Consider the following 19,702-nt stretch of genomic DNA (forward strand, 5'->3'; position numbering starts at 1 on the left):
TACTATATAAAAAAGAGTCAGTCTCAACGTTGAGACTGACTCTTTTTTTATGATTCTTACATTCTTTCTCCTTCTCCCCCGTCCAAGTTAAATCTATCTCTTTGCATTCTATATACGATAGATTACTATTTCAACAGAAAAAAGAGGATGCCATAGCATCCCCTCCTATCTTCCCTATTCCACACAAGTAAACTGTGTCCAAGCTCCTACATAATCTAGTAAGAATAACTCTTCTTCTGCAATTGTACCGACAATATTTTTCCGTTCATCTATTGGCATTTCTTTCAGAATGATTTGTAGTTCACCTTTATACTTTCCGAATAGGTTATTACCAATTACAACTTGCCCTCTTTCCTGGCGTACACTTTCGCGCACTGGGAAGTCATAGTCTTTGTACTTTTTACGTACTTCTGTAGAACGTACCATATACTCTGTTATGTCACCGCGTCTTACGTGTAATTCTTGCAGTGTCGCTCTCTTCTCTACTTCAGTCGCTTCGTCTACAAATTGTACCTTTAGCTGTAACATGTAACGATTTAAGTTTCCTAGTTTCTCTAACTCTTCTTCACTCGCATAAGCATTTCCGATAATAACATCATCAATAAGCCCTGTTGCCCATAAATGTTTCGCTTGTACTTCAATTGGTAAGTTACGATGTTGTTCTAACGTACATAATCCGTCATTAATATCCCATGGACCGATGTCAGCTGCATGCGATGTAATAAAGGCTGCACTGCGAATACCATGCTTTTTGAAGCGTTCACTACAGCGCATGAAATAATCATACGAAAGACCAGTAAATTTTTGCGGATAAAAATTGTGGCAACCAATTAAAGCTGATTTATTCGCTTGATGCGAAAGGATATTTTCTAAATAGGCAATATCATTACTTACATTCAGCTCAATTTTTAAGCCATATGGATTATTCGTCATTTTCGCTTCTGTCAACCCGTCAAACCCTACATCTAAACGAATTCCATCTGCACCTAACTCTGCAAAGAATGCTAGATCACTATAACTAATACCAAGTTGATCGAATACAGCTGGAGCTACATCTAAAATAACTTCCATATTGTTATCTTTTGCATGATTAATAATTTCTTTAAATTCAGCTACAATTTCTTCTTTCGGACGATTCACAGATAATAGACATGTAAATATTCTTGAAAAACCGTGGCGTGCCGCTGCCGAAATGTATGCCATATCTTGTTCTTTCGTTGAATGCTCTGGATAAAGTGAAATTCCTAATTTACGCTCCATGCTTTTGCATCTCCTTCACACGTTGTATTAATGCCATGCTCGTAAATCTATATTTTGCAGATAAACATGTTGCACATAAAATCGTTGGTACGATGATAAAGTACGGTGATTCTAAACTAAATGCCACATAAGCTCCCATTGAACATCCAATAAATAATATCGACACAAGTAGTAAAACTAATAGCGATTTACTTTGTACCCACTTTGAATAATGTGCAATACACTGCCCCGCCACGAATGTAATTAAGATGATAATTGCTCCGAGCATTCTGTTTTCTCCTCTCCTGCTAATTGTTGCTTCTCATACATTTTGAAGAATGGATAGTAAATAACGAATGAGATAACAAAGTTAACAAGTACAAGTACACCAGCCATAATTGTCCAGTCCGTACTAATAATCGCTGCAATTGGTGCTAACATCGTAAATGGCAGCTTCGCCATCATGAGCGGAATCATACCTGAAACAACTGCGAAATATGATACCGTCGTTGTAACTAACGGTGTAATAACGAACGGAATAATTAAGATTGGATTCATTACAATTGGTGCCCCGAAAATAATTGGCTCGTTAATATTGAATAAACCTGGTACGAATGATAATCTACCTAACTCTTTTAAGAACTTAGATTTAGAGAACATAAACATAATTACTAAAGCTAACGTTGAGCCTGATCCACCGATCCATACGAACCACTGAATAAATTGCTCTGTAAATAAGTTTGGTAACTGATGTGCATTTCCTGTAGCCGTGAATACTTCCATATTTTCAAGAATTGCTGAATCCCACATCGGACGGATGATTGGTCCTAAAATCGCTGGGCCATGTATACCGAACGACCAGAAGAACACGATTAAGAATACTGTTAATAAACCGCCGAATAAATTATTTCCTACTAATACTGATTTTAATGGTGCGATTAAATATGTGATTGTTGTGTTTACATCAAATTTTAAACCGTAACGAATACCCCAGAATAAAAGAATAACTACTAAAGTTGGAATTAATGCTGCAAACGAGTTTGCAACTGCTGGTGGTACACTATCTGGTAATTTAATCGAAATATTATGCTTAATCATAAAGTGATAAATTTCTACTGCAATTAATGCTGTCACAATAGCTCCGAATAAAGAAGTTGCACTTAATGTCCCTACTGAAATATATCTTCCTGCATCAATAACACCTGGTACAGCTTTTGTTATTTGAATTGGTTCAACTGATGCTAGTAAAAAGGCGAGTACAGATAATAATCCTGCACTTAATTGATTGAGCTGATAAAAGTTCGCGAGTGAGGCCCCTACCCCAAATGCTGCGTATAAAGCCATTAAGCCTACTGTAAATCGGAATGGAATATCTAAAATATGACGAAACGGTGCAATCCACTCCATATATGCATCAATTGGTAAGTTTAAAAAGATAACGAAAAATGACCCGACAATCGTTAACGGTAATGTAGAAATAACTCCATTTCGAATTGCTAATAAATGTCGTTGCCCCGCAATCTTTTGCGTTGTTGGCATAATCTTCTGTTCCATAAAACTCATAAAACCATTCATCGATAACCCTCCCTATGTTCTATCTGACAAAAACAAAAGTTATAACATTATAATGTTTATATTTAAAAAAATATAATTACGCTAAAACTAATTGTTCAGCTTGCTTAAGTACTTTCAAACCATCACACATACCATAATCTCGCTGCTCTATAATTGCAACTGGTATATCGTATGATTTCGCAAGAAACTCTACCGCTGGAAACAAATACTTCACCTGTGGTCCAATTAAAACAACATCAGCATTTTTCATTTCCAGTTTCACAAGTTCTGAATCGACTGCTTTAATTTTATAATCCTTCCCTTGTTTCTTTGCCTCTTCTTGCATTTTTCTTACAACCATACTCGTTGACATACCTGCCGCGCAACATAATAAAATGTACATATTACACTGTCACTTTCTCTTCCACTCGTTTATGAAGAGTAATAAATTCTTCAGCAAGTTCTTTCACTGTAATGGCATTCATTAAATGATCTTGTGCATGCACTAACAGTAAACTTATTTCTGCATGATTTCCTCTTGCTTCTTCTTGAATTAAGTCTGTTTGAATGCGATGAGCTGCTGAAATTTCTTCACTAGCAAGTGTCATCTTTTCACTCGCATTCTCAAAATCTCCTTGTCTTGCAAAAGCGATTGCTTCAAGTGCCGCGCTTCTCGCGTTGCCGCCATGTAAAATTAACGCAAATGGAGTTTGCATATCAGTCATTTTAAATTCCTCCAAGCTATGTTTTTTCTATATTTTCATCTTATTATGAAAACGCATACAATTAAACATAAAAAACTTCCGTTATGTAACGGAAGTTTTAATATACTTTTTCATAATGATAGTAAGATTTCTTGAAAATCATCAACAGCTTGAGCCTGATGCAATTTTTCTATTATAGTTTGACTAGACATAATATCAAATAAAAAATTATAAAGCTTTTGTAAATCTTCATTATTATTGCGCTTCACACTAAATATAATAATAACTTGTACTTTTTTATCTCCCCAGTCAATCGCCTTATCGAGTGTACAAAACATCAAAAATGTCGTATCGCTTAATAATTGCATCGGATGCGGAATTGCCACTAAGTTTCCAACCGCTGTAGGAGATGTGTTCTCTCTCTCCATAACAGAAGCATAAAAGTTTGCGGGTACATAGTTTTTCTCAGCAGCTTTCTCACATAAAAACTGAATAACCTCTTCTTTCGTAGAAGCACTACGATTTAAGAAGATCAAATCTTCCTTAATATATTGCTGCATACTATCATTCACATGTGTAAATAACTGCTTACCAATTGATTTAATCTCTTTATCATCAAATATTGAGTTTACCTTTATAACCGGAACAGGCAAACCACTCGGTATATGAATCGTACTAATAATACAATCTATTTTATCTTTATAAAGATCTTCCACTTTCAATTGATAGTACCCTGTAATACCTACAATCTCTAGTTTATCTCGGAAATGTGATAGAATTTTATATTTCAGTAGTTGTGCACTCCCTTGACCAGTTGCACAAACTAATAAACATCTTTTCTTTTGATTATTTTCCTGCAAGCGGCTCATCGCCCCACCAAAGTGAATGGCAATATAACCAATCTCACTCTCTGGAATGGATTCACCCGTATATTCACCAATTATATCTCCAACGAGAACTGCAATTTCAAAAGCATATGGATAATTTTTTTTCACTTCTGCCAAAAGAGGATTTCTCGTATTTAGCTTATATTTCAAACGATTTAATAACGTTTTTAAATGAACACCAAAACCAAATAATAATTCTTCATCATAATAAAAAGTAAGATTACGTTCTTCCGCTACTTTGAAAAGAATATGCTGCATGAATGCATATACGTCTTTCCCTAATAGCTCTTCCACATTTTCATAGCGATCTCTCGCTGTAACAGCAGTACTTAATAAATGCATCGTCACATATAAAATTTCTTCTTCTGGAAATTGAAGTTTTAGCTCTTCCCCTAAATTCCCTAAAATCTGTTTCGCAATTTTATATTCTTTCTTTATTATAAGTTCAGATTCCTCTACATGCAGTGCTTGAATGTAATGATCATCCCTGCATCTCTTTAAAGCAATCGCAATATGAATTGATAAATTATCAATTTCTATATCTGATAAATATATCGTTCCTCCCTCGATATACTTTAGTATAACTGAGCGGATGAGAGAAATATGGGGTAACGATAAATATGTGTCCGTCTGCTCATAGTTCTCATGAAACGGAGTATGTTCATACCGCGGTAAACCATATTGTGATAAACAAGAACGAATATTAAATTCTTCTCCTACAATACGTATACCATAATATGGTCTTTTTTCAATTTGTAACTCATAGCGACTACAAATATCCGTAACATCTTTCATAATTAAGTTTACAGTAGATTTACTCACATAAATCTCTTCCGCTAGCTGTGAAAGCTTCACATACCCATCTGTCGTTAAAATACGGTGTAAAATATAAGCTACTCTTTCTTCATAAGAAGTTGGAATCTTTTCTGTCTGTTTTTGAAATACATTTACGCAAAAATCTTCAAACTTCTTAGTTTGTATAATTTCTAGTTCGTACCCATTCCCTCTTTGTGATTCAATTTTCGCTCCGTGTTCTTCCAATATATCATTTAATAATTTTATATCCTTTTGAATCGTCTTCGTTGATACGTGTAAACGGCTCGCTAAAAAAGCTCGATTTAACATCGATTTCTCTTCTAAAAACTCCTCTAAAATGGAAATTAATCGCTGATGCACTTTTGTCATAGCTCTTCCTCTCGCTCTTTATATAAAAGGGAAAAAGCCACTGAAATCAGTAGTTTTTTCCCTTTTATCCCCGATTAATGCAGGCTAATAATAAGTGGAGATGAACTACATTCCCACTTATTAAAGCTTCACTTTATCCCGCTCTCATTATTTTTTTAGTGTAAATCCAAATTTATCCCAAGCTTGTAAATAATCTAATAAGAAGATTTCTTCCTCTACAACTCGGCCAACTACATTTGTTTTTCCTGTATTCACCATATCTTTTAAAGCAATTTGCAATTCACCTTTATATTGGCCATATTGCTCATTATCAATTAAAAGATCGCCACGCTTAATTTCACGCGTATTATGCGGTTTAAACTCTTCTTTTTTATATTTCACACGACTTTGTGTAGAACGAATCATATATTCAGATACATCCCCGCGATAAAAATGAGGTTCTTCTAATACGATAATTCTTTCTAAATCTGTTGTTGTATCGTATAGTTCTATATCAAATGTTTGTTTCTCTTTATTTAACGCACCTAGTGCTTGTAATTCTTCTTCTGAAGCATAAGCATTCGCAATAATAACATCATCAATTAATTCTGTTGCAAACAAATGCTTCGCCTGTGTTGTCATCGGTAATTCGCGATGCTGCTCTAACGTACATAACCCTTCTGTTACTGGCCAAGGTCCGTATGTTGCATCAAATGATGAAATAAAAGCAGCCGTTCTCATACCGTAATCTTTAAATTGTTTCGAGCATTTAATGAAATGATCGTATGATAATCCTGAATAACGATGCGGATAAAAATTATGGCAACCAATTAAATTTTCACGATTTGGTCTATGGCTCATAATGTTATCTACATATTTCGTACCGTTACTCATATTAATTTCAATTTTTAAGCCGTATGGATTGTAAGTCATAATCGATTCTTCTAAACCAGAGAATCCAACATCTAAACGGATACCGTACGCTCCTAACTCATGGAAGAACGATAAATCATTATATGAAATACCTAATTGTGTAAAGACAGACGGACTAATATCAACTAATACTTGGAACCCTAATGCATTTGCATGAGAGATCGTTTCTTTAAACTCTTCTATAATTTTCTCTTTTTCGCCATCTACAGATAATAAACATGTGAATACACGTGTAAATCCGTATTTACTCGCTAATGTTACATACTCTTTATCTTTCTCTACTGTCGAATGTTCTGGATAAATAGAAATACCTAATCGTCTCATATGTACACGCCTCTTTCTTCATCATATTGTAAACCTTTTCAAATATATGTAGCGAAAAAGTATGTATCCCCTTTTCTTTCACTACCATTTGAATCCGCTTTCTTTAAAGAAAAAATAATTTCTATCATTCATAACAACTACTAGTCTATACATCTATACTTTACATCTTTTTTTCATAGTTGTGTAGTCTTTCCACAAATTTGTCAGTTTTTTCGCCTCGAAAATTGTTATACGTTTTCAAGACACCTTCCTTGACTGTTACGTTGACCAATACATATACTCGAAAGAATAGAGAAAACTTTTATATAGGGGATGAATATATGGGAGAGGCAGTACTCGTAAAACGAGAACCGTTATGGACAAAAGAGTTTATTGCGCTAATTCTAGCAAACTTATGTATGTTTTTAGGATTTCAAATGTTAATTCCAACTTTACCTGTTTATGTGAAAGAAATTGGGGGCACAAGTTCAAATATCGGATTCGTTGTCGGCATGTTTACCGTTGCAGCACTTTTTATTAGGCCGCTAACTGGAAATGCCTTGCAGAAATTCAACAAAAAAATCATTTTAATGATCGGTACCGCTATTTGTTTACTCGCTATGGGCAGTTATCTTTTCGCTTCAACCGTTTTCCTATTGCTTGCCGTTCGAATTTTACACGGAGCTGGTTTTGGTATTACAACGACTACATACGGAACTGTCGTTTCAGATTTAATTCCGCAAGCTCGCCGCGGAGAAGGCATGGGATACTTCGGTCTTTCTGGAACTATTGCCATGGCGCTCGGTCCGCTTATTGGACTTTGGCTTATGCAAGCATATAACTTCACGATTCTTTTTTTATGTGCACTTTCATGCACAATAGTTTCATTAATATTAACGAAACTACTTCAAATCAAAAAATCGCCGCAACCACCACAGCAAACATCTGGTACCTTTCTCGATGGGTTTATTGAGCGTAAAGCTTTACTTCCTTCACTATTAATATTATGTATTACATTAATGTACGGGGGAATTGGGAGCTTTATTACATTATTTGCTACAGAAGTCGGGATTGCTGATATTAGCCTCTTCTTTTTATTTAATGCACTTGCAATCGCTGTAACTCGTCCGTTTTCTGGAAGATTATATGATACGAAAGGCCATACATTCGTCATCATTCCAGGAGTTATTATTACGTTTACAGGTATTATTTTGCTGTCGTATACAACTACAATTCCGAGCTTAATTATTGCCGCAGCGTGCTACGGAAGTGGTTTCGGAGCAATTCAACCGGCACTACAAGCATGGATGATTGACCGAGTAGCACCGCACCGGAGAGGAGTAGCAACAGCAACATTCTTCTCAGCATTTGATCTTGGAATTGGTGCTGGAGCGATTATTTTTGGATTCATTGCACACTTTACCAACTATGCAACTGTATATCGATATTCCTCTCTATTACTTATCGCTTTTCTTTTCATTTACATCACAAGCTTACGGAAGCAAAAACAGGGGGATAAAACAAAAGAAAAAGCCGTTGGGTAATGCTAATTGGTTCTTTTTCGAAGTACTTGGACCAAAAAATCATGTATACACATTTGTAAAAGCAGTGGATTCCTAAAAAAATCACATTGCTTTTTCATTTTCACTTAATACATTCATTTCAAACCTCCCCCGTTTCCCTACATATTTTTCTAACTTTAATCAAAAAATATGCAAAGAACCATCATCATAACAAAATAAAATTCCAATCCGCATATCCAGTTGGGTAGTTTCCCTTCACCTATTTTTACTATCCGAAAATAGTGTGATAAATGTGACTTCTTTACAAACCGATCAGATATATCATCTGAAAAACCAATTAAATCCAGGTGTTTCTTTAAAGATTTGTAAACTTTTTATCACTTTGTAAATTTAGTGTAAATTTTACTGATAAACCGTTTACAGTGTCTCAAGGTTTAGTTAATAATTACATCGTACATGAAATTTAAGGAGTGGAATGCGTGGAATACAATATTCAAGATATGATCTTCCAGTTCATTGGTGGATTAGGTATTTTCTTATTCGGGATTAAATACATGGGCGATGGACTGCAACAAGCAGCTGGAGATCGTCTTCGCGATATTCTAGATCGTTTTACAACAAACCCTCTTATGGGTGTACTAGCAGGTATGTTAGTTACAGTATTAATTCAATCAAGTTCAGGAACAACCGCTTTAACAGTCGGACTTGTAAGTGCTGGATTTATGACATTAAGACAAGCAATCGGTGTTATTATGGGTGCGAACATCGGAACGACAGTTACTGCATTTATTATCGGGATTAAAATCGGAGAATACGCTCTCCCAGTTATGGCAGTTGGAGCTATCTTACTATTCTTCTTTAAAAATAAAAAAGTACATTCTGTAGGTCAAGTCGTATTTGGGTTTGGTATGTTATTCTTCGGTTTAGAATTAATGAGCGCAGGTATGAAGCCTCTTCGTTCTTTAGAGTCATTCCAAGAATTAATGGTTAGCATGAGTGATAATCCAATTTTAGGAATTGTTGTTGGTACAGTCTTCACTTTAATTGTACAAAGTTCAAGTGCGACAATCGGTATTTTACAAGAACTATTCGGCCAGGGTGCTATTGATTTACAAGCTGCTCTTCCTGTATTGTTCGGTGATAACATCGGTACGACAATTACAGCCGTATTAGCAGCAATCGGTACTTCAATTGCAGCAAGACGTGCAGCATTAGTTCACGTTATCTTTAATATAATCGGTACCATTATCTTTACGATTATATTAATACCATTTACAAGTTTAATTCAATATTTCCAAACGTCATTAAACTTAAATCCAGAAATGACAATTGCATTCGCACACGGGACGTTTAACGTAACGAATACAATCATTCAGTTCCCATTCATTGCAGTATTAGCATGGATTGTAACAAAACTTATTCGTGGTGAAGATGCATCTATTAACTTCAAACCACAGCATTTAAATCCAATCTTTATTGAGCAATCTCCAGCGATTGCTTTAACAGAAGCTCAAAAAGAAATTATTCGTATGGCTGAGTTTTCATTAGATGGACTAAAAGAAGCTAATCAATTTTTAAATACACAAGACAAAAAACACGCTAACATGGCTACTCAATTAGAAGGAGCTATTAACAATTTAGATAAAAAAATTATCGAGTATTTAGTTTTACTATCAGAAAAACCACTTTCACCTACAGACTCTGAAAAACATTCAGTTTTAGCAGGTGTTGTTGGAGATATTGAACGTGTCGGTGATCATGTAGAAAACCTTGTAGAACTTGTAGATTTCCAAATTTCAAACCGTGTTTCACTATCAGATGAAGCACTAGCTGAATTAAATGAAATGCTTGAATTAACAATTTCAACATTACAAGATGCAATCAATGCTTTAACAAACTTTGACACTGAACTAGCTCAAACCGTTATTGCAAAAGAACGTAAAATTGACCAAATGGAACGTGTTTTACGTAAACGCCATGTGTTACGTCTGAACGAACGTAGCTGTTCAGGTGATGCAAGCATCATCTACGTTGATATGGTAAGTAACTTAGAGCGTATCGGTGATCACGCTGTAAATATCGCTGATGGTGTTTTAGGTGAACAAGGAAAAGTAAATATAAAACAATCATTATAATAGGAAAGAGACGCTAATTTAAGCGTCTCTTTTTTCATTTCATCTTTACAACCGTTCTTCCTTTTAACTTTCCTTGCAGTATAAGTACAAACTTCTCATCTAATTCTTTTAATGTACATTCTTCTGTATAAGATAATAGCTCTGAATTTTTCCACTCACCTGCTAGCAATGCCCACACTTCTCTTCTCACATCTACTGGACATTGAACTGAATCTATTCCTAAAAGGCTAATCCGATACGATAAACTTAACTAAATCTATACAATTCAATCAAATTTACACAAGTTAGTGCTTCATCGTGTTCTCGCAACCCCGAAGGGACGAGGGGTATAACACTCCACACGAGGCAGTATCGTTACCTCCTATTATCAAGCATTTATTTTACCCATCTTGATAAATTTATCGAAGCATTTACATCCCTATCGTGATGGCTATTGCACCCAACACAACACCACTCACGTATTTTTAAACTCCACTGTCCTTCTGGTTGAACTGAATGGTCGTATTTTACTCCGCAACATGAGCAAATCTTGCTTGAGGCGAACCATTTATCAGCTTTTACATACTCGATGCCATATTTCTCACACTTGTATGACAAACATTGAAAGAAGAAGTTTAATTTTTGAAATGAAAATGCTTTCGATAGTTTTTTGTTTTTTAACAGGTTTGAGATAGGTAAGTCTTCCACAACAATTTTCATTGGTTTGGTTTTCACCAATTTTGCTGTTGCTTGATGGATATGGTTATTTCGGATATTCGTAATTTTCCTAGATAACCGCAGGTGCTCCGCTTTAGCTTTTTCATATTCGGCAGATTGAATTTTTACACCTTTTTTAAATCTCCTAGACATATCTCTTTGCGCTGACTTTTTCCTTTTCAAAAGTTTTTTAACCTTAGCATCTTTATTTATATTTCGTTCTTTCATACCATTAGAAGCCACAAACAGCTCTTTTAAACCAACATCCACACCAATCGACTCATTTGGTTAGCTCTTGTAATTCAAAGTCTTCTTGGAACCCTACACTAATCCACCAGTGACGACCATCAAATGTAACTCTTGGATTGGATGGCTTTTTGTTTCTTGGTAGTTGTTGGCTTGTTTTCACTTCTCCAATAGACTGAATATGAACTACTTTCTTTCCTATAATCAGTCTTTCATAATTGGCATAAAATCCTTGGATTAAATCTTTTTTGGATTTATAAGAAGTGTGATAACCATTTTGGTACTTTTCGAACGAATTTTTTCGCGCCTTGTCAAAATCTTTTGAAGCCTGTTTGGGAACTTGTGCGTTGATATTTTTTAACCACTCATATTGCTTTCGCTTCTTGATCTTTGTAAATCGTTTCTGTAAAGCTAACTGTGAAACAGATTTTCCAAATAGCTTATAGTATCTATCACTCATTCTTTTACAATAGTTATAAGCAAATCTTGCAGCTCCAGCATGGTTTCTAAGCACTTTTTCTTGTTCAGGCGTTGGAATCAGTCTGACTTTCTTCGCTAATATCATCAGAATTTAACTTCTTTAATGAAAGATTTGTTCTTCTGAATAGTAGCGTGTTCCACCAGCATTCTCCTTAGACTACTCGGATGCAATCCTGTTAATTCTGATACTTGACTAACTCGTGAAAATTTCATTATGATTCTCACCTCATTGAACCAAACATAGCACATACGTTCTATATTTTCAATGAAGTTCTATATTTTCAATGAAGTTTGATAGATTCAATAAAATTTATCTTGTTCAACTAAGGGCGCAATTCCTTAGCCAGTTCTCTTATGAACTTCTCATGTTTTCACATGAGCGCAGACTATATGTTTATCTACTTAGAGATAGAGGATTTTTCCACCACCATAGGCTTGTGATGTACTCTCGTCAGTTATACGAGATAGTCGTTGAACGTTCATCTTATCCATTTTGACTTAGATGATTCGAGGCGGAAGACCCATTGTTCTAGTGTTTAGGATTTAACCTTGCACGATCTGATTGATTTTTTCTGCTTTCGCGACATTCGCGCTCGCTATTTCTAGCCACGCTGTAGTTCAATCAGCTTTAGGGATTGCCCGCAGTTACCCCTCACTACTAGCCAATCACTTGACTAGCAGGGCTTACTGATATATTTAATTAACTTTAGTTATAATTGGTTAAATAAATCGTAACAGTTAGTTACCCTCGTAATATGAATGGGTATACAGTTGTATTTAATTCATGCCCTGCTACGTTACCACACGTTGTTACACAGCCTCCATACTTAACTACCTTTAAAGAACTTTCTAACATGCTTCCGCCTACGGTATCGACAACCCCAGCGTATATTCCTTTAAGCATCGGTCTTCCTGATTCATCACTCAACTCCGCGCGATGAATCATCTTTTTTGCACCTAAACGTAGCAGCATCTGTTCCTCTTCCATTTTCCCAGTTGATCCTACTACGTCATATCCTAGCTTCGCTAAAATGCTAACTGCTACACTGCCTACTCCGCCCGTAGCACCCGTTACTAAAACATCTCCCATACTAGGCGTAATTCCCGCTCTAATGAGCTTATATACCGATAAGGCAGCTGTAAAACCGGCTGTCCCGTACATCATACTTTCCTTCAAAGACATTTCTTTCGGTAAAGGAACAACCCAAGATGATGGCACGCGAATATATTCTCCGAAACCACCAGAAGTATTCATACCTAAATCATATCCAGTTACAATAACTTGATCGCCTTCCTGAAAGGCGTTATTTTCACTACTAACTACCTCTCCCGCTGCATCGATACCTGGTGTATGAGGATATGTTCTCGTTACACCTTTATTACCCGTAGCTGAAAGGGCATCTTTATAATTTAATGAAGAATAATAAACACGTATTAATACGTCTCCTTCAGGTAAACTATTGACTTCTCTCTCAACAAGCTTTCTTTCAAATTGATTATTTTCTTTTTCGTTCACGACAATTGCTCGGAATGATGTATGATTCATTATGCTCTCTCCTTCATCCGTAAAATCTTTCTTTATTATATAAGAAATACACATACAGCTAATCACATCTTATTGGCTATATTTCAACAAATCTTACTTCTCTATCACTTTCTCACAATACATATTTTCATTTCTACTAAAACACATTATACTTGTTCTATATCTTAAAAATAAAATATAGAAAATCTGACTTTTTATAAATAAATTGAATTTTTACGAAATGTAAATGATTTGTAATGTTTTTTTTCGCTAAATTTCATTATAATAAGTGGATATGAGTGTCGTATTTCAATTCAAATGAAGGAGTACAAGAAATGGAGCAAAACCCATCTTTGCAAGAAAATACACGAACTAAACCGAAAAAAGTAAGAAAAAAACAAAAATTATTATAAGCGTTATTCTATTAGTTTTAATAATAGGTGGCGGTTATACTTGGTTTTTAGTAAATAAAGCATCTTCTGCTGTTCGAAATGCCGCTCACGATTTAGCGCGCGGTGATAAATCTGATTTACGTGATAAAGCTGTAAAACCTATTACAAATAACGTCTCTGTCTTAATAATGGGTGTTGATGAAAGCGATGTCCGTGGGAAAGAATATGGTGAAGCTATAAGAACGGATGCACTATTACTTGCAACGTTTAATAAAGATAGCAAAACTGTAAAACTATTAAGTATTCCACGAGACACGTATACTTATATTCCAGTAGAAAAGAAAAAAGATAAAATTACACACGCTCATGCATTCGGTGCTACCAAAAACGGAAAAGATGGTGGACCACAAGCAAGTATTGATGCAGTTGAAAAATTAATGAATGTTCCTGTCGATTACTTTGTAAAATTTAACTTTAAATCATTCATGAAAATCGTTGATGATTTAGGTGGCATTGAAGTTGATGTACCAGTTGAATTTACTGAACAAGATAGTAATGATAACGCCGATGCAATTCACCTGAAAAAAGGTGTTCAAAAGTTAAATAGTGAAGAAGCTCTTGCTCTTGCTAGAACACGACACGTTGATAGTGATGCGATGCGTGGTCAACGTCAGCAACTCGTTATCGAAGCCATTTTAAAGAAACTAACAAGCGTTGGATCCGTAACAAAAGTTGGTAACATCATTGATGATATTAACGGACAATTCGTTACAAACTTAACATTCGACGATATGCTTTCATTCTATAAATATGGAGCAGATTCTTCAATTGAGAAATTACAAATTGAAGGTGAAGATTGTTACATGGCAAAAGGTGATGATACATGTAGTAAGTCAGCTGGTGGTGGTCGAACTTACTACTACAATCCAGATAAAAAAGAATTAGCTAATGTTACAAATGAACTTCGTAGTCACCTTGGACTACCTGCCTATACAAAATCTGATTCTGATTCGAAAAAAACAAGCTCAGAGAAAACAAAAGAATCTACGTCTAAAAATACGAGTGAACGCGAATCGAGTAACGATGAAACTCAAAATAAGAATAACAGTGAAGATACAGAAACATCGTCTAATAACAATGAATAAAGTGAAGCAGTGCTCTATGGAGGTAGAGCACTGCTTCTTTTTAATGCTTCCAAAACAAAAAATCAGAACTTTCCAACTATCTTTTTTAATATTTTTAAATTATAATAAATAATAGTAATCTATTCCAATTACCAGGGGGCTCACACATATGAAAGCTGCAGTAAAACATAACATTTCAGATTTTAAAGAGTACTTAAAATCAAACGATATATACATGGAAGAAAATATAGATGAAAATGATGGTTCGGTACATTTTTCAGTAGGATTAGAAACAGAAGCTGGCGCAAAAATTCAGCTTATCGCTGCTTTCCAAAGCGAACATCCTGCTGTGGATATATACTGCTTCAATGTTGCTCTTGTACCTGATTCAACATCAACAAATGATATTTTACATGTCATCAATGAATTAAACACATCTTATCGATTTGCAAAATTCACGCTAAACAAACAAAATGCAATTGATATTTCAACATCTCTTGCATTCTCAGAACCAAACTTTAATCCCGCACTTGTCTTTGAACATACGAGAATGCTATATAAACTGGCAAACGATGAATATAAGAACTTAATGAAAGTTATTTGGGCGTAAATAAAAAGATGGTGCTACAAAAGCACCATCTTTTTATTTCGATATCATATCAACCCACATCTTTATCGCAGTTCCTACAATTAAAGTAGACAATACGTATTGCAAAACTTTTTGATTCACTCTCTTCCCTACTCTCACCCCAAGCGGAGCGGCAAATAAACTTGCTATCGCAACGATAAGAGCCGGAATAACAACTATTTGTCCAGTAATCACTTTCCCAGTAGTAATTCCTATCGAGGAAATAAAAGTAATAGCGATAGATGTGGCTATTGTCGTACGTATCGGTAGTTTTAAAACAACTAGCATAATCGGGACTAAAAGAAACGCACCACCAGCCCCAATAATGCCGGAAACACTTCCTACAATAAACGCTAGCAAACTAGCGAGCCACTTATTGTACGTAATTCCTTCTGTCCCCTTACGATTGCTTCGCTTCGGTATAAACATCATAATAGCCGCAATAGTAGCTAGTAATGTGTAAACAACGTTTACAGCATGCTCATTTAATAGATTCGCACTAAAGCTACCTACAAAGCTTCCTATTAATATACTAGCTCCCATATACACAACTAAAGTTTTATCCATATCGTTACTTTTCCTATACGCCCACGCGCCTGCAAAAGTTGCAAAGAATACTTGAATCGCTGTAATACCACTTACTTCATGTGATGTATATCCAGCAAATCCTAGCAATACTGGAATGTATAAGATCATCGGATAATTAATAATTGCACCGCCAATACCAACCATTCCTGAAATAAATGATCCTATAAAACCAATAATAAAAAGTAGTACTGTTAAACTCATATTGTATCCCCTGCCTTCTAAAAAGAAGGTGATTTAAATAAATAAATTCACATTCCCATCCGAAGCATCTGCTAAATATGCACCTACTCCTGCAAACTCTACCCCTTCCATAATCTCTTCCTCTTTTAACCCTAATAAATCTACTGTCATTTGACAAGCTACAAGTTTAACTCCCTGTTCTTTCGCCATATCAATTAAATCTGGCAAAGGCATCGCATTATGCTTCTTCATAATGCCTTTAATCATCTTTGGCCCCATACCAGCAAAATTCATTTTTGATAATCCCATCTTATCAGCGCCGCGCGGCATCATTTTTCCAAACACTTTCTCTATAAACGTTTTCTTTACTTTCACATGCTCATCTTTCCTAAGGGCATTTAAACCCCAGAAAGTATGAAAAATAGTCACCTCATGATCATACGCTGCTGCACCATTCGCAATAATATAAGCAGCCATCGCTTTATCATAATCTCCGCTAAATAAAACGATTGTTGTTTTCTTCTGTTGTTCCATGTTGTTCTCCTCCTAATTACCTGTAGGGGTATTTTAAAAATTGTAAAAAGGCTCAAATTATCTAGCTACACCTGATACTACTTTCCCCTTACAAAACGTTCATACCGCCTGAAACATTTATAATGCGCTGAAATCCTAATTTCTTTAATACTTTTGCTGCTTGCTTACTTCTCATCCCGCTCTGACAAATAACGATTATTTCCTTATTTTTATCTAATTGATTTGCTCTACTAGCTAACTCATTTAGCGGGATATTCTGAAATCCCTTCATATGATTTCCTCTATATTCACCTACTGTACGAACATCGACAAATTGTTTTCCCTGTTTTCCCACTATACTCTTTAATTCTTTTCCATTTATATTTTGAACACCTTTCACCGGTAAAAAACGCGAAATAACAAACCATGCAGCAAGTACAATGAAAGGCGTACTTAATATTGTATTCATATAACCAACCTCTCCGCCTTTACAAAACTAGTTCTTCACTACGCTTAATCCAAAACTTCAGTACATCGTCCTCTATATTATGCTTTACTATTTCATGACCGCCTGTTTTTGACCATGCTGGAATATCTTTTACTGATCCTTTATCTGTTACATGTACTTCTAATACTTCTCCAGTTTGTAAAGCATCCATCGCTCTCTTCGTTCTTACAATCGGCATTGGACATGCTAAACCTTTGGCATCTAATACTTGTTTTACATTCATCATCTATTCCTCCAGTTTGTTATTTTATAATGAATCATGAACTGCACAACGATTTGGGCCAATCTCCATTTCACGCTCTTCTTCCACACTCGGATAAATCTTACCCATATTCGTTTGACGAATTTCTTCATAAGCATTCGGCTGAGGCGGTAAGTTCTCTGTCACAGTTTTACGAAACTCTCCCTCATCAACAATATTTAACCCTACATTCTCCTTAAATAAATCTTGTAAATGCGCATTCACAATGCCTCTGTCGTCCATTTCACTTATTTTTGAATAATGAGCCGGTAAAACAATTAAATCTTGAGACAGTTCCTTATAAAGTTTATATAACGTATTTCGTAAATCACTCACCCAATCTTCAGCCTTCCCAGCAAGATCTGGACGGCCAATTGAATCTACAAATAAAATATCACCTGATAATAAATAGGAATCATCTACAATAAATGATGTACTTCCAATCGTATGCCCCGGTGAGTATAATGCATCAATTTCAATTTTGGTACCCCCCACCGTAATAACAGATCCTTCAACAAGCGGTTTATATGAGAAAACGACTTCCTCCGCATCTTTTGGAGGTAACCAATACGTACCACCTACTTTTTCAGCTAACCTACGTCCTCCAGAAATATGGTCTGCATGTAAATGTGTATCCATGACATTCGTAATAGTAACGCCATGCTCTTCCGCAAAATATTCATATGCTTCAACCGTTCTGACTGCATCAATAACTGCTGCTTCACCGTTTGAGACGATCATATAAGATAAACAGCCTTTTCCAAGACGGTTAAATTGATATACACTTCCTCCGCCCTGTACATCTCCTACTTTTAACGGCTTTACATATTCACTCCAAACTTTCATACCACCAGCTAAATAATAAACATCATTGAATCCGGCATGTAACAATTGCTCTGCGACAAACTGCGAAGAACCTTCTTTCGCACATACGACTAAAATTTCTTTCTCCCTCGGCAATTCATCTACAATATGATCTACACCATCTAATAAGTCAAAATACGGTTTATTTATAGAAGAAACTTGTTTCCCTTCAATTTTCCAATCTTCATAGTCCGTTTCATTACGAACATCTAAAATAAACAATTCTCCGAATAAAACTTTCTCTGCGACATCTTTTGCTTGTAACAGTTTAACACTCATTCAATTACCCCCTGAGGTATATTTATATTTAAAAAATTTTATTTTTCTATATTTCCTTGCCACTCTAACATACCTGGAATAACATTTTTCACGTTTGAAAAACCTCTCTCTTTCAACACTTGGCAAGCTACATCACTACGGTTACCAGTTCGGCAAACAACATAAATTGGTTTCGCACTGTCTAACATAGCACTATCTAATTCACCTAACGGCACCGAAATTGCGGATGGAATATGACCAAAGACGAATTCCGCTTCTTCACGAACATCTAATACAGTGCACTCTTCACCACTTAATAATTTATTTTGCAATTCCCCATTCGTAATTGTATGAGGATACTTCACAACTTCATTTACTTCATGTTCATGGGCTTTTCGTACATAATGCTTTAATATATCTCCCTCTTGTTTCGTTCCAATATATTGATGCCCTACTTTATTTGACCAACTTTGTATATCTAACGTCGATCCTTTATCCGTCGCCTCTATTTCAATAACTTGTCCTGATGCCAATCCTTCCATCGCCTTTTTTGTCTTCACAATTGGCATCGGACAAGCCAAGCCTTTACAGTCTAAATTCATATCAACTTTTATACTCATAATCATTTCCTCCCTAATCAGAATATATATACCTGTAGGGGTATAATAAAATGTTTTTGAAAATCTGTCAACACATATGTTTGACAGATTATCGGCTTTTTACAAGTAATTGAACGGCTTCTTTAATTAACTCTTCATTTGAACCATTACCTGTTTCAAACTGCTCGCGCAAACATTGCTCTAAATTTGTTCCAACAACGAGTCCAATTGTACGATCAAGTGCAGAACGGGATGCAGTTAACTGTGTAATAACATCTCGGCAATCTTTTCCCTCTTCCATCATGCGAAGCACACCACGCACTTGACCTTCAATACGTTTCAATCTATTTTTCATATCTTGATTATATTCCACTGTAGATCACCTCCGTAATTATAACTATATTATACATTACTTTGT

At 35.5% G+C, this 19,702-nt stretch carries 17 protein-coding genes and 4 pseudogenes; 4 read left to right on the forward strand and 17 right to left on the reverse strand.

The genetic code is table 11. The annotated features are described in order from the left end of the window. Positions 1 to 174: 174 nt before the first annotated feature. The 7 genes from JFU18_RS11495 to JFU18_RS11525 form a co-directional block, all read right to left on the reverse strand. The gene (locus tag JFU18_RS11495; protein ID WP_201034736.1) at positions 175 to 1,260 is read right to left on the reverse strand and encodes a DUF871 domain-containing protein; all 1,086 of its coding nucleotides are present in this window, start codon (positions 1,258 to 1,260) and stop codon (positions 175 to 177) included. Further along, positions 1,250 to 1,528, reverse strand: coding sequence for a hypothetical protein (locus JFU18_RS11500; RefSeq protein WP_002087437.1), 279 nt, complete (start codon positions 1,526 to 1,528; stop codon positions 1,250 to 1,252). Before JFU18_RS11500 ends, JFU18_RS11495 begins: the two co-directional genes overlap by 11 nt. Further along, on the reverse strand, positions 1,504 to 2,814 hold the full coding sequence (locus JFU18_RS11505) for a PTS sugar transporter subunit IIC (RefSeq protein ID WP_001013048.1): 1,311 nt from the start codon (positions 2,812 to 2,814) through the stop codon (positions 1,504 to 1,506). Before JFU18_RS11505 ends, JFU18_RS11500 begins: the two co-directional genes overlap by 25 nt. Positions 2,815 to 2,890: 76 nt before the next feature. After that, positions 2,891 to 3,196 carry a PTS sugar transporter subunit IIB gene (locus JFU18_RS11510; protein WP_002134545.1) on the reverse strand — a complete coding sequence of 102 codons (306 nt, stop codon included), beginning with the start codon at positions 3,194 to 3,196 and terminating at the stop codon, positions 2,891 to 2,893. A 1-nt stretch (position 3,197) separates the two neighbouring features. Further along, the gene (locus JFU18_RS11515) at positions 3,198 to 3,518 is read right to left on the reverse strand and encodes a PTS lactose/cellobiose transporter subunit IIA (protein ID WP_000131328.1); all 321 of its coding nucleotides are present in this window, start codon (positions 3,516 to 3,518) and stop codon (positions 3,198 to 3,200) included. A gap of 110 nt (positions 3,519 to 3,628) precedes the next feature. Continuing rightward, a complete protein-coding gene (locus JFU18_RS11520; protein WP_201034735.1) occupies positions 3,629 to 5,569 on the reverse strand; it encodes a BglG family transcription antiterminator in 1,941 nt (646 codons plus the stop codon). A gap of 147 nt (positions 5,570 to 5,716) precedes the next feature. After that, complete coding sequence (locus tag JFU18_RS11525; protein WP_085309334.1) at positions 5,717 to 6,805, reverse strand: DUF871 domain-containing protein; 1,089 nt, start codon at positions 6,803 to 6,805, stop codon at positions 5,717 to 5,719. 320 nt (positions 6,806 to 7,125) lie between these two features. Between JFU18_RS11525 and JFU18_RS11530 the strand changes: the two genes are divergently transcribed. Continuing rightward, the gene (locus JFU18_RS11530; RefSeq protein WP_002029919.1) at positions 7,126 to 8,328 is read left to right on the forward strand and encodes an MFS transporter; all 1,203 of its coding nucleotides are present in this window, start codon (positions 7,126 to 7,128) and stop codon (positions 8,326 to 8,328) included. Between the two features lie 458 nt (positions 8,329 to 8,786). After that, positions 8,787 to 10,442 (forward strand): Na/Pi cotransporter family protein, encoded by a 1,656-nt coding sequence (locus JFU18_RS11535; RefSeq protein WP_085309332.1) that lies wholly within the window; start codon positions 8,787 to 8,789, stop codon positions 10,440 to 10,442. Between the two features lie 34 nt (positions 10,443 to 10,476). On the opposite strand, the pseudogene JFU18_RS11540 reads toward JFU18_RS11535, so the two are convergent. The 3 pseudogenes from JFU18_RS11540 to JFU18_RS11550 all read right to left on the reverse strand — a co-directional run. Then, a pseudogene (locus JFU18_RS11540) lies at positions 10,477 to 10,674 on the reverse strand (oxidoreductase); the annotation flags it as partial. Positions 10,675 to 10,817: 143 nt separating this feature from the next. Beyond that, positions 10,818 to 11,949 (reverse strand): annotated as a pseudogene (locus JFU18_RS11545) (RNA-guided endonuclease InsQ/TnpB family protein). Positions 11,950 to 12,609: 660 nt separating this feature from the next. Next, a pseudogene (locus tag JFU18_RS11550) lies at positions 12,610 to 13,410 on the reverse strand (YhdH/YhfP family quinone oxidoreductase); the annotation flags it as partial. A gap of 314 nt (positions 13,411 to 13,724) precedes the next feature. Between JFU18_RS11550 and JFU18_RS11555 the strand changes: the two are divergent. Beyond that, positions 13,725 to 14,926 (forward strand): annotated as a pseudogene (locus tag JFU18_RS11555) (LCP family protein). A 148-nt stretch (positions 14,927 to 15,074) separates the two neighbouring features. Then, on the forward strand, positions 15,075 to 15,515 hold the full coding sequence (locus JFU18_RS11560) for a hypothetical protein (protein WP_002029912.1): 441 nt from the start codon (positions 15,075 to 15,077) through the stop codon (positions 15,513 to 15,515). Positions 15,516 to 15,548: 33 nt separating this feature from the next. Here the strand turns inward: JFU18_RS11560 and JFU18_RS11565 are convergent, their stop codons facing one another. The 7 genes from JFU18_RS11565 to JFU18_RS11595 form a co-directional block, all read right to left on the reverse strand. After that, complete coding sequence (locus JFU18_RS11565; RefSeq protein WP_002029911.1) at positions 15,549 to 16,322, reverse strand: sulfite exporter TauE/SafE family protein; 774 nt, start codon at positions 16,320 to 16,322, stop codon at positions 15,549 to 15,551. Between the two features lie 33 nt (positions 16,323 to 16,355). After that, the gene (locus JFU18_RS11570; RefSeq protein WP_016093281.1) at positions 16,356 to 16,835 is read right to left on the reverse strand and encodes a DsrE/DsrF/DrsH-like family protein; all 480 of its coding nucleotides are present in this window, start codon (positions 16,833 to 16,835) and stop codon (positions 16,356 to 16,358) included. An 88-nt stretch (positions 16,836 to 16,923) separates the two neighbouring features. Then, complete coding sequence (locus tag JFU18_RS11575) at positions 16,924 to 17,283, reverse strand: rhodanese-like domain-containing protein (protein ID WP_201034734.1); 360 nt, start codon at positions 17,281 to 17,283, stop codon at positions 16,924 to 16,926. Between the two features lie 19 nt (positions 17,284 to 17,302). Next, the gene (locus tag JFU18_RS11580; RefSeq protein WP_201034733.1) at positions 17,303 to 17,548 is read right to left on the reverse strand and encodes a sulfurtransferase TusA family protein; all 246 of its coding nucleotides are present in this window, start codon (positions 17,546 to 17,548) and stop codon (positions 17,303 to 17,305) included. 21 nt (positions 17,549 to 17,569) lie between these two features. Beyond that, a complete protein-coding gene (locus JFU18_RS11585; RefSeq protein WP_201034732.1) occupies positions 17,570 to 18,706 on the reverse strand; it encodes an MBL fold metallo-hydrolase in 1,137 nt (378 codons plus the stop codon). A gap of 38 nt (positions 18,707 to 18,744) precedes the next feature. Beyond that, positions 18,745 to 19,305, reverse strand: coding sequence for a sulfurtransferase TusA family protein (locus JFU18_RS11590; protein WP_201032510.1), 561 nt, complete (start codon positions 19,303 to 19,305; stop codon positions 18,745 to 18,747). A gap of 88 nt (positions 19,306 to 19,393) precedes the next feature. Continuing rightward, positions 19,394 to 19,657: a metal-sensitive transcriptional regulator gene (locus JFU18_RS11595; protein ID WP_000456201.1), complete on the reverse strand. Its 264-nt coding sequence runs from the start codon at positions 19,655 to 19,657 to the stop codon at positions 19,394 to 19,396. Positions 19,658 to 19,702: the final 45 nt, after the last annotated feature.

The organism is Bacillus sp. TH22, assembly GCF_016651015.1.
GTDB lineage: Bacteria > Bacillota > Bacilli > Bacillales > Bacillaceae_G > Bacillus_A > Bacillus_A mycoides.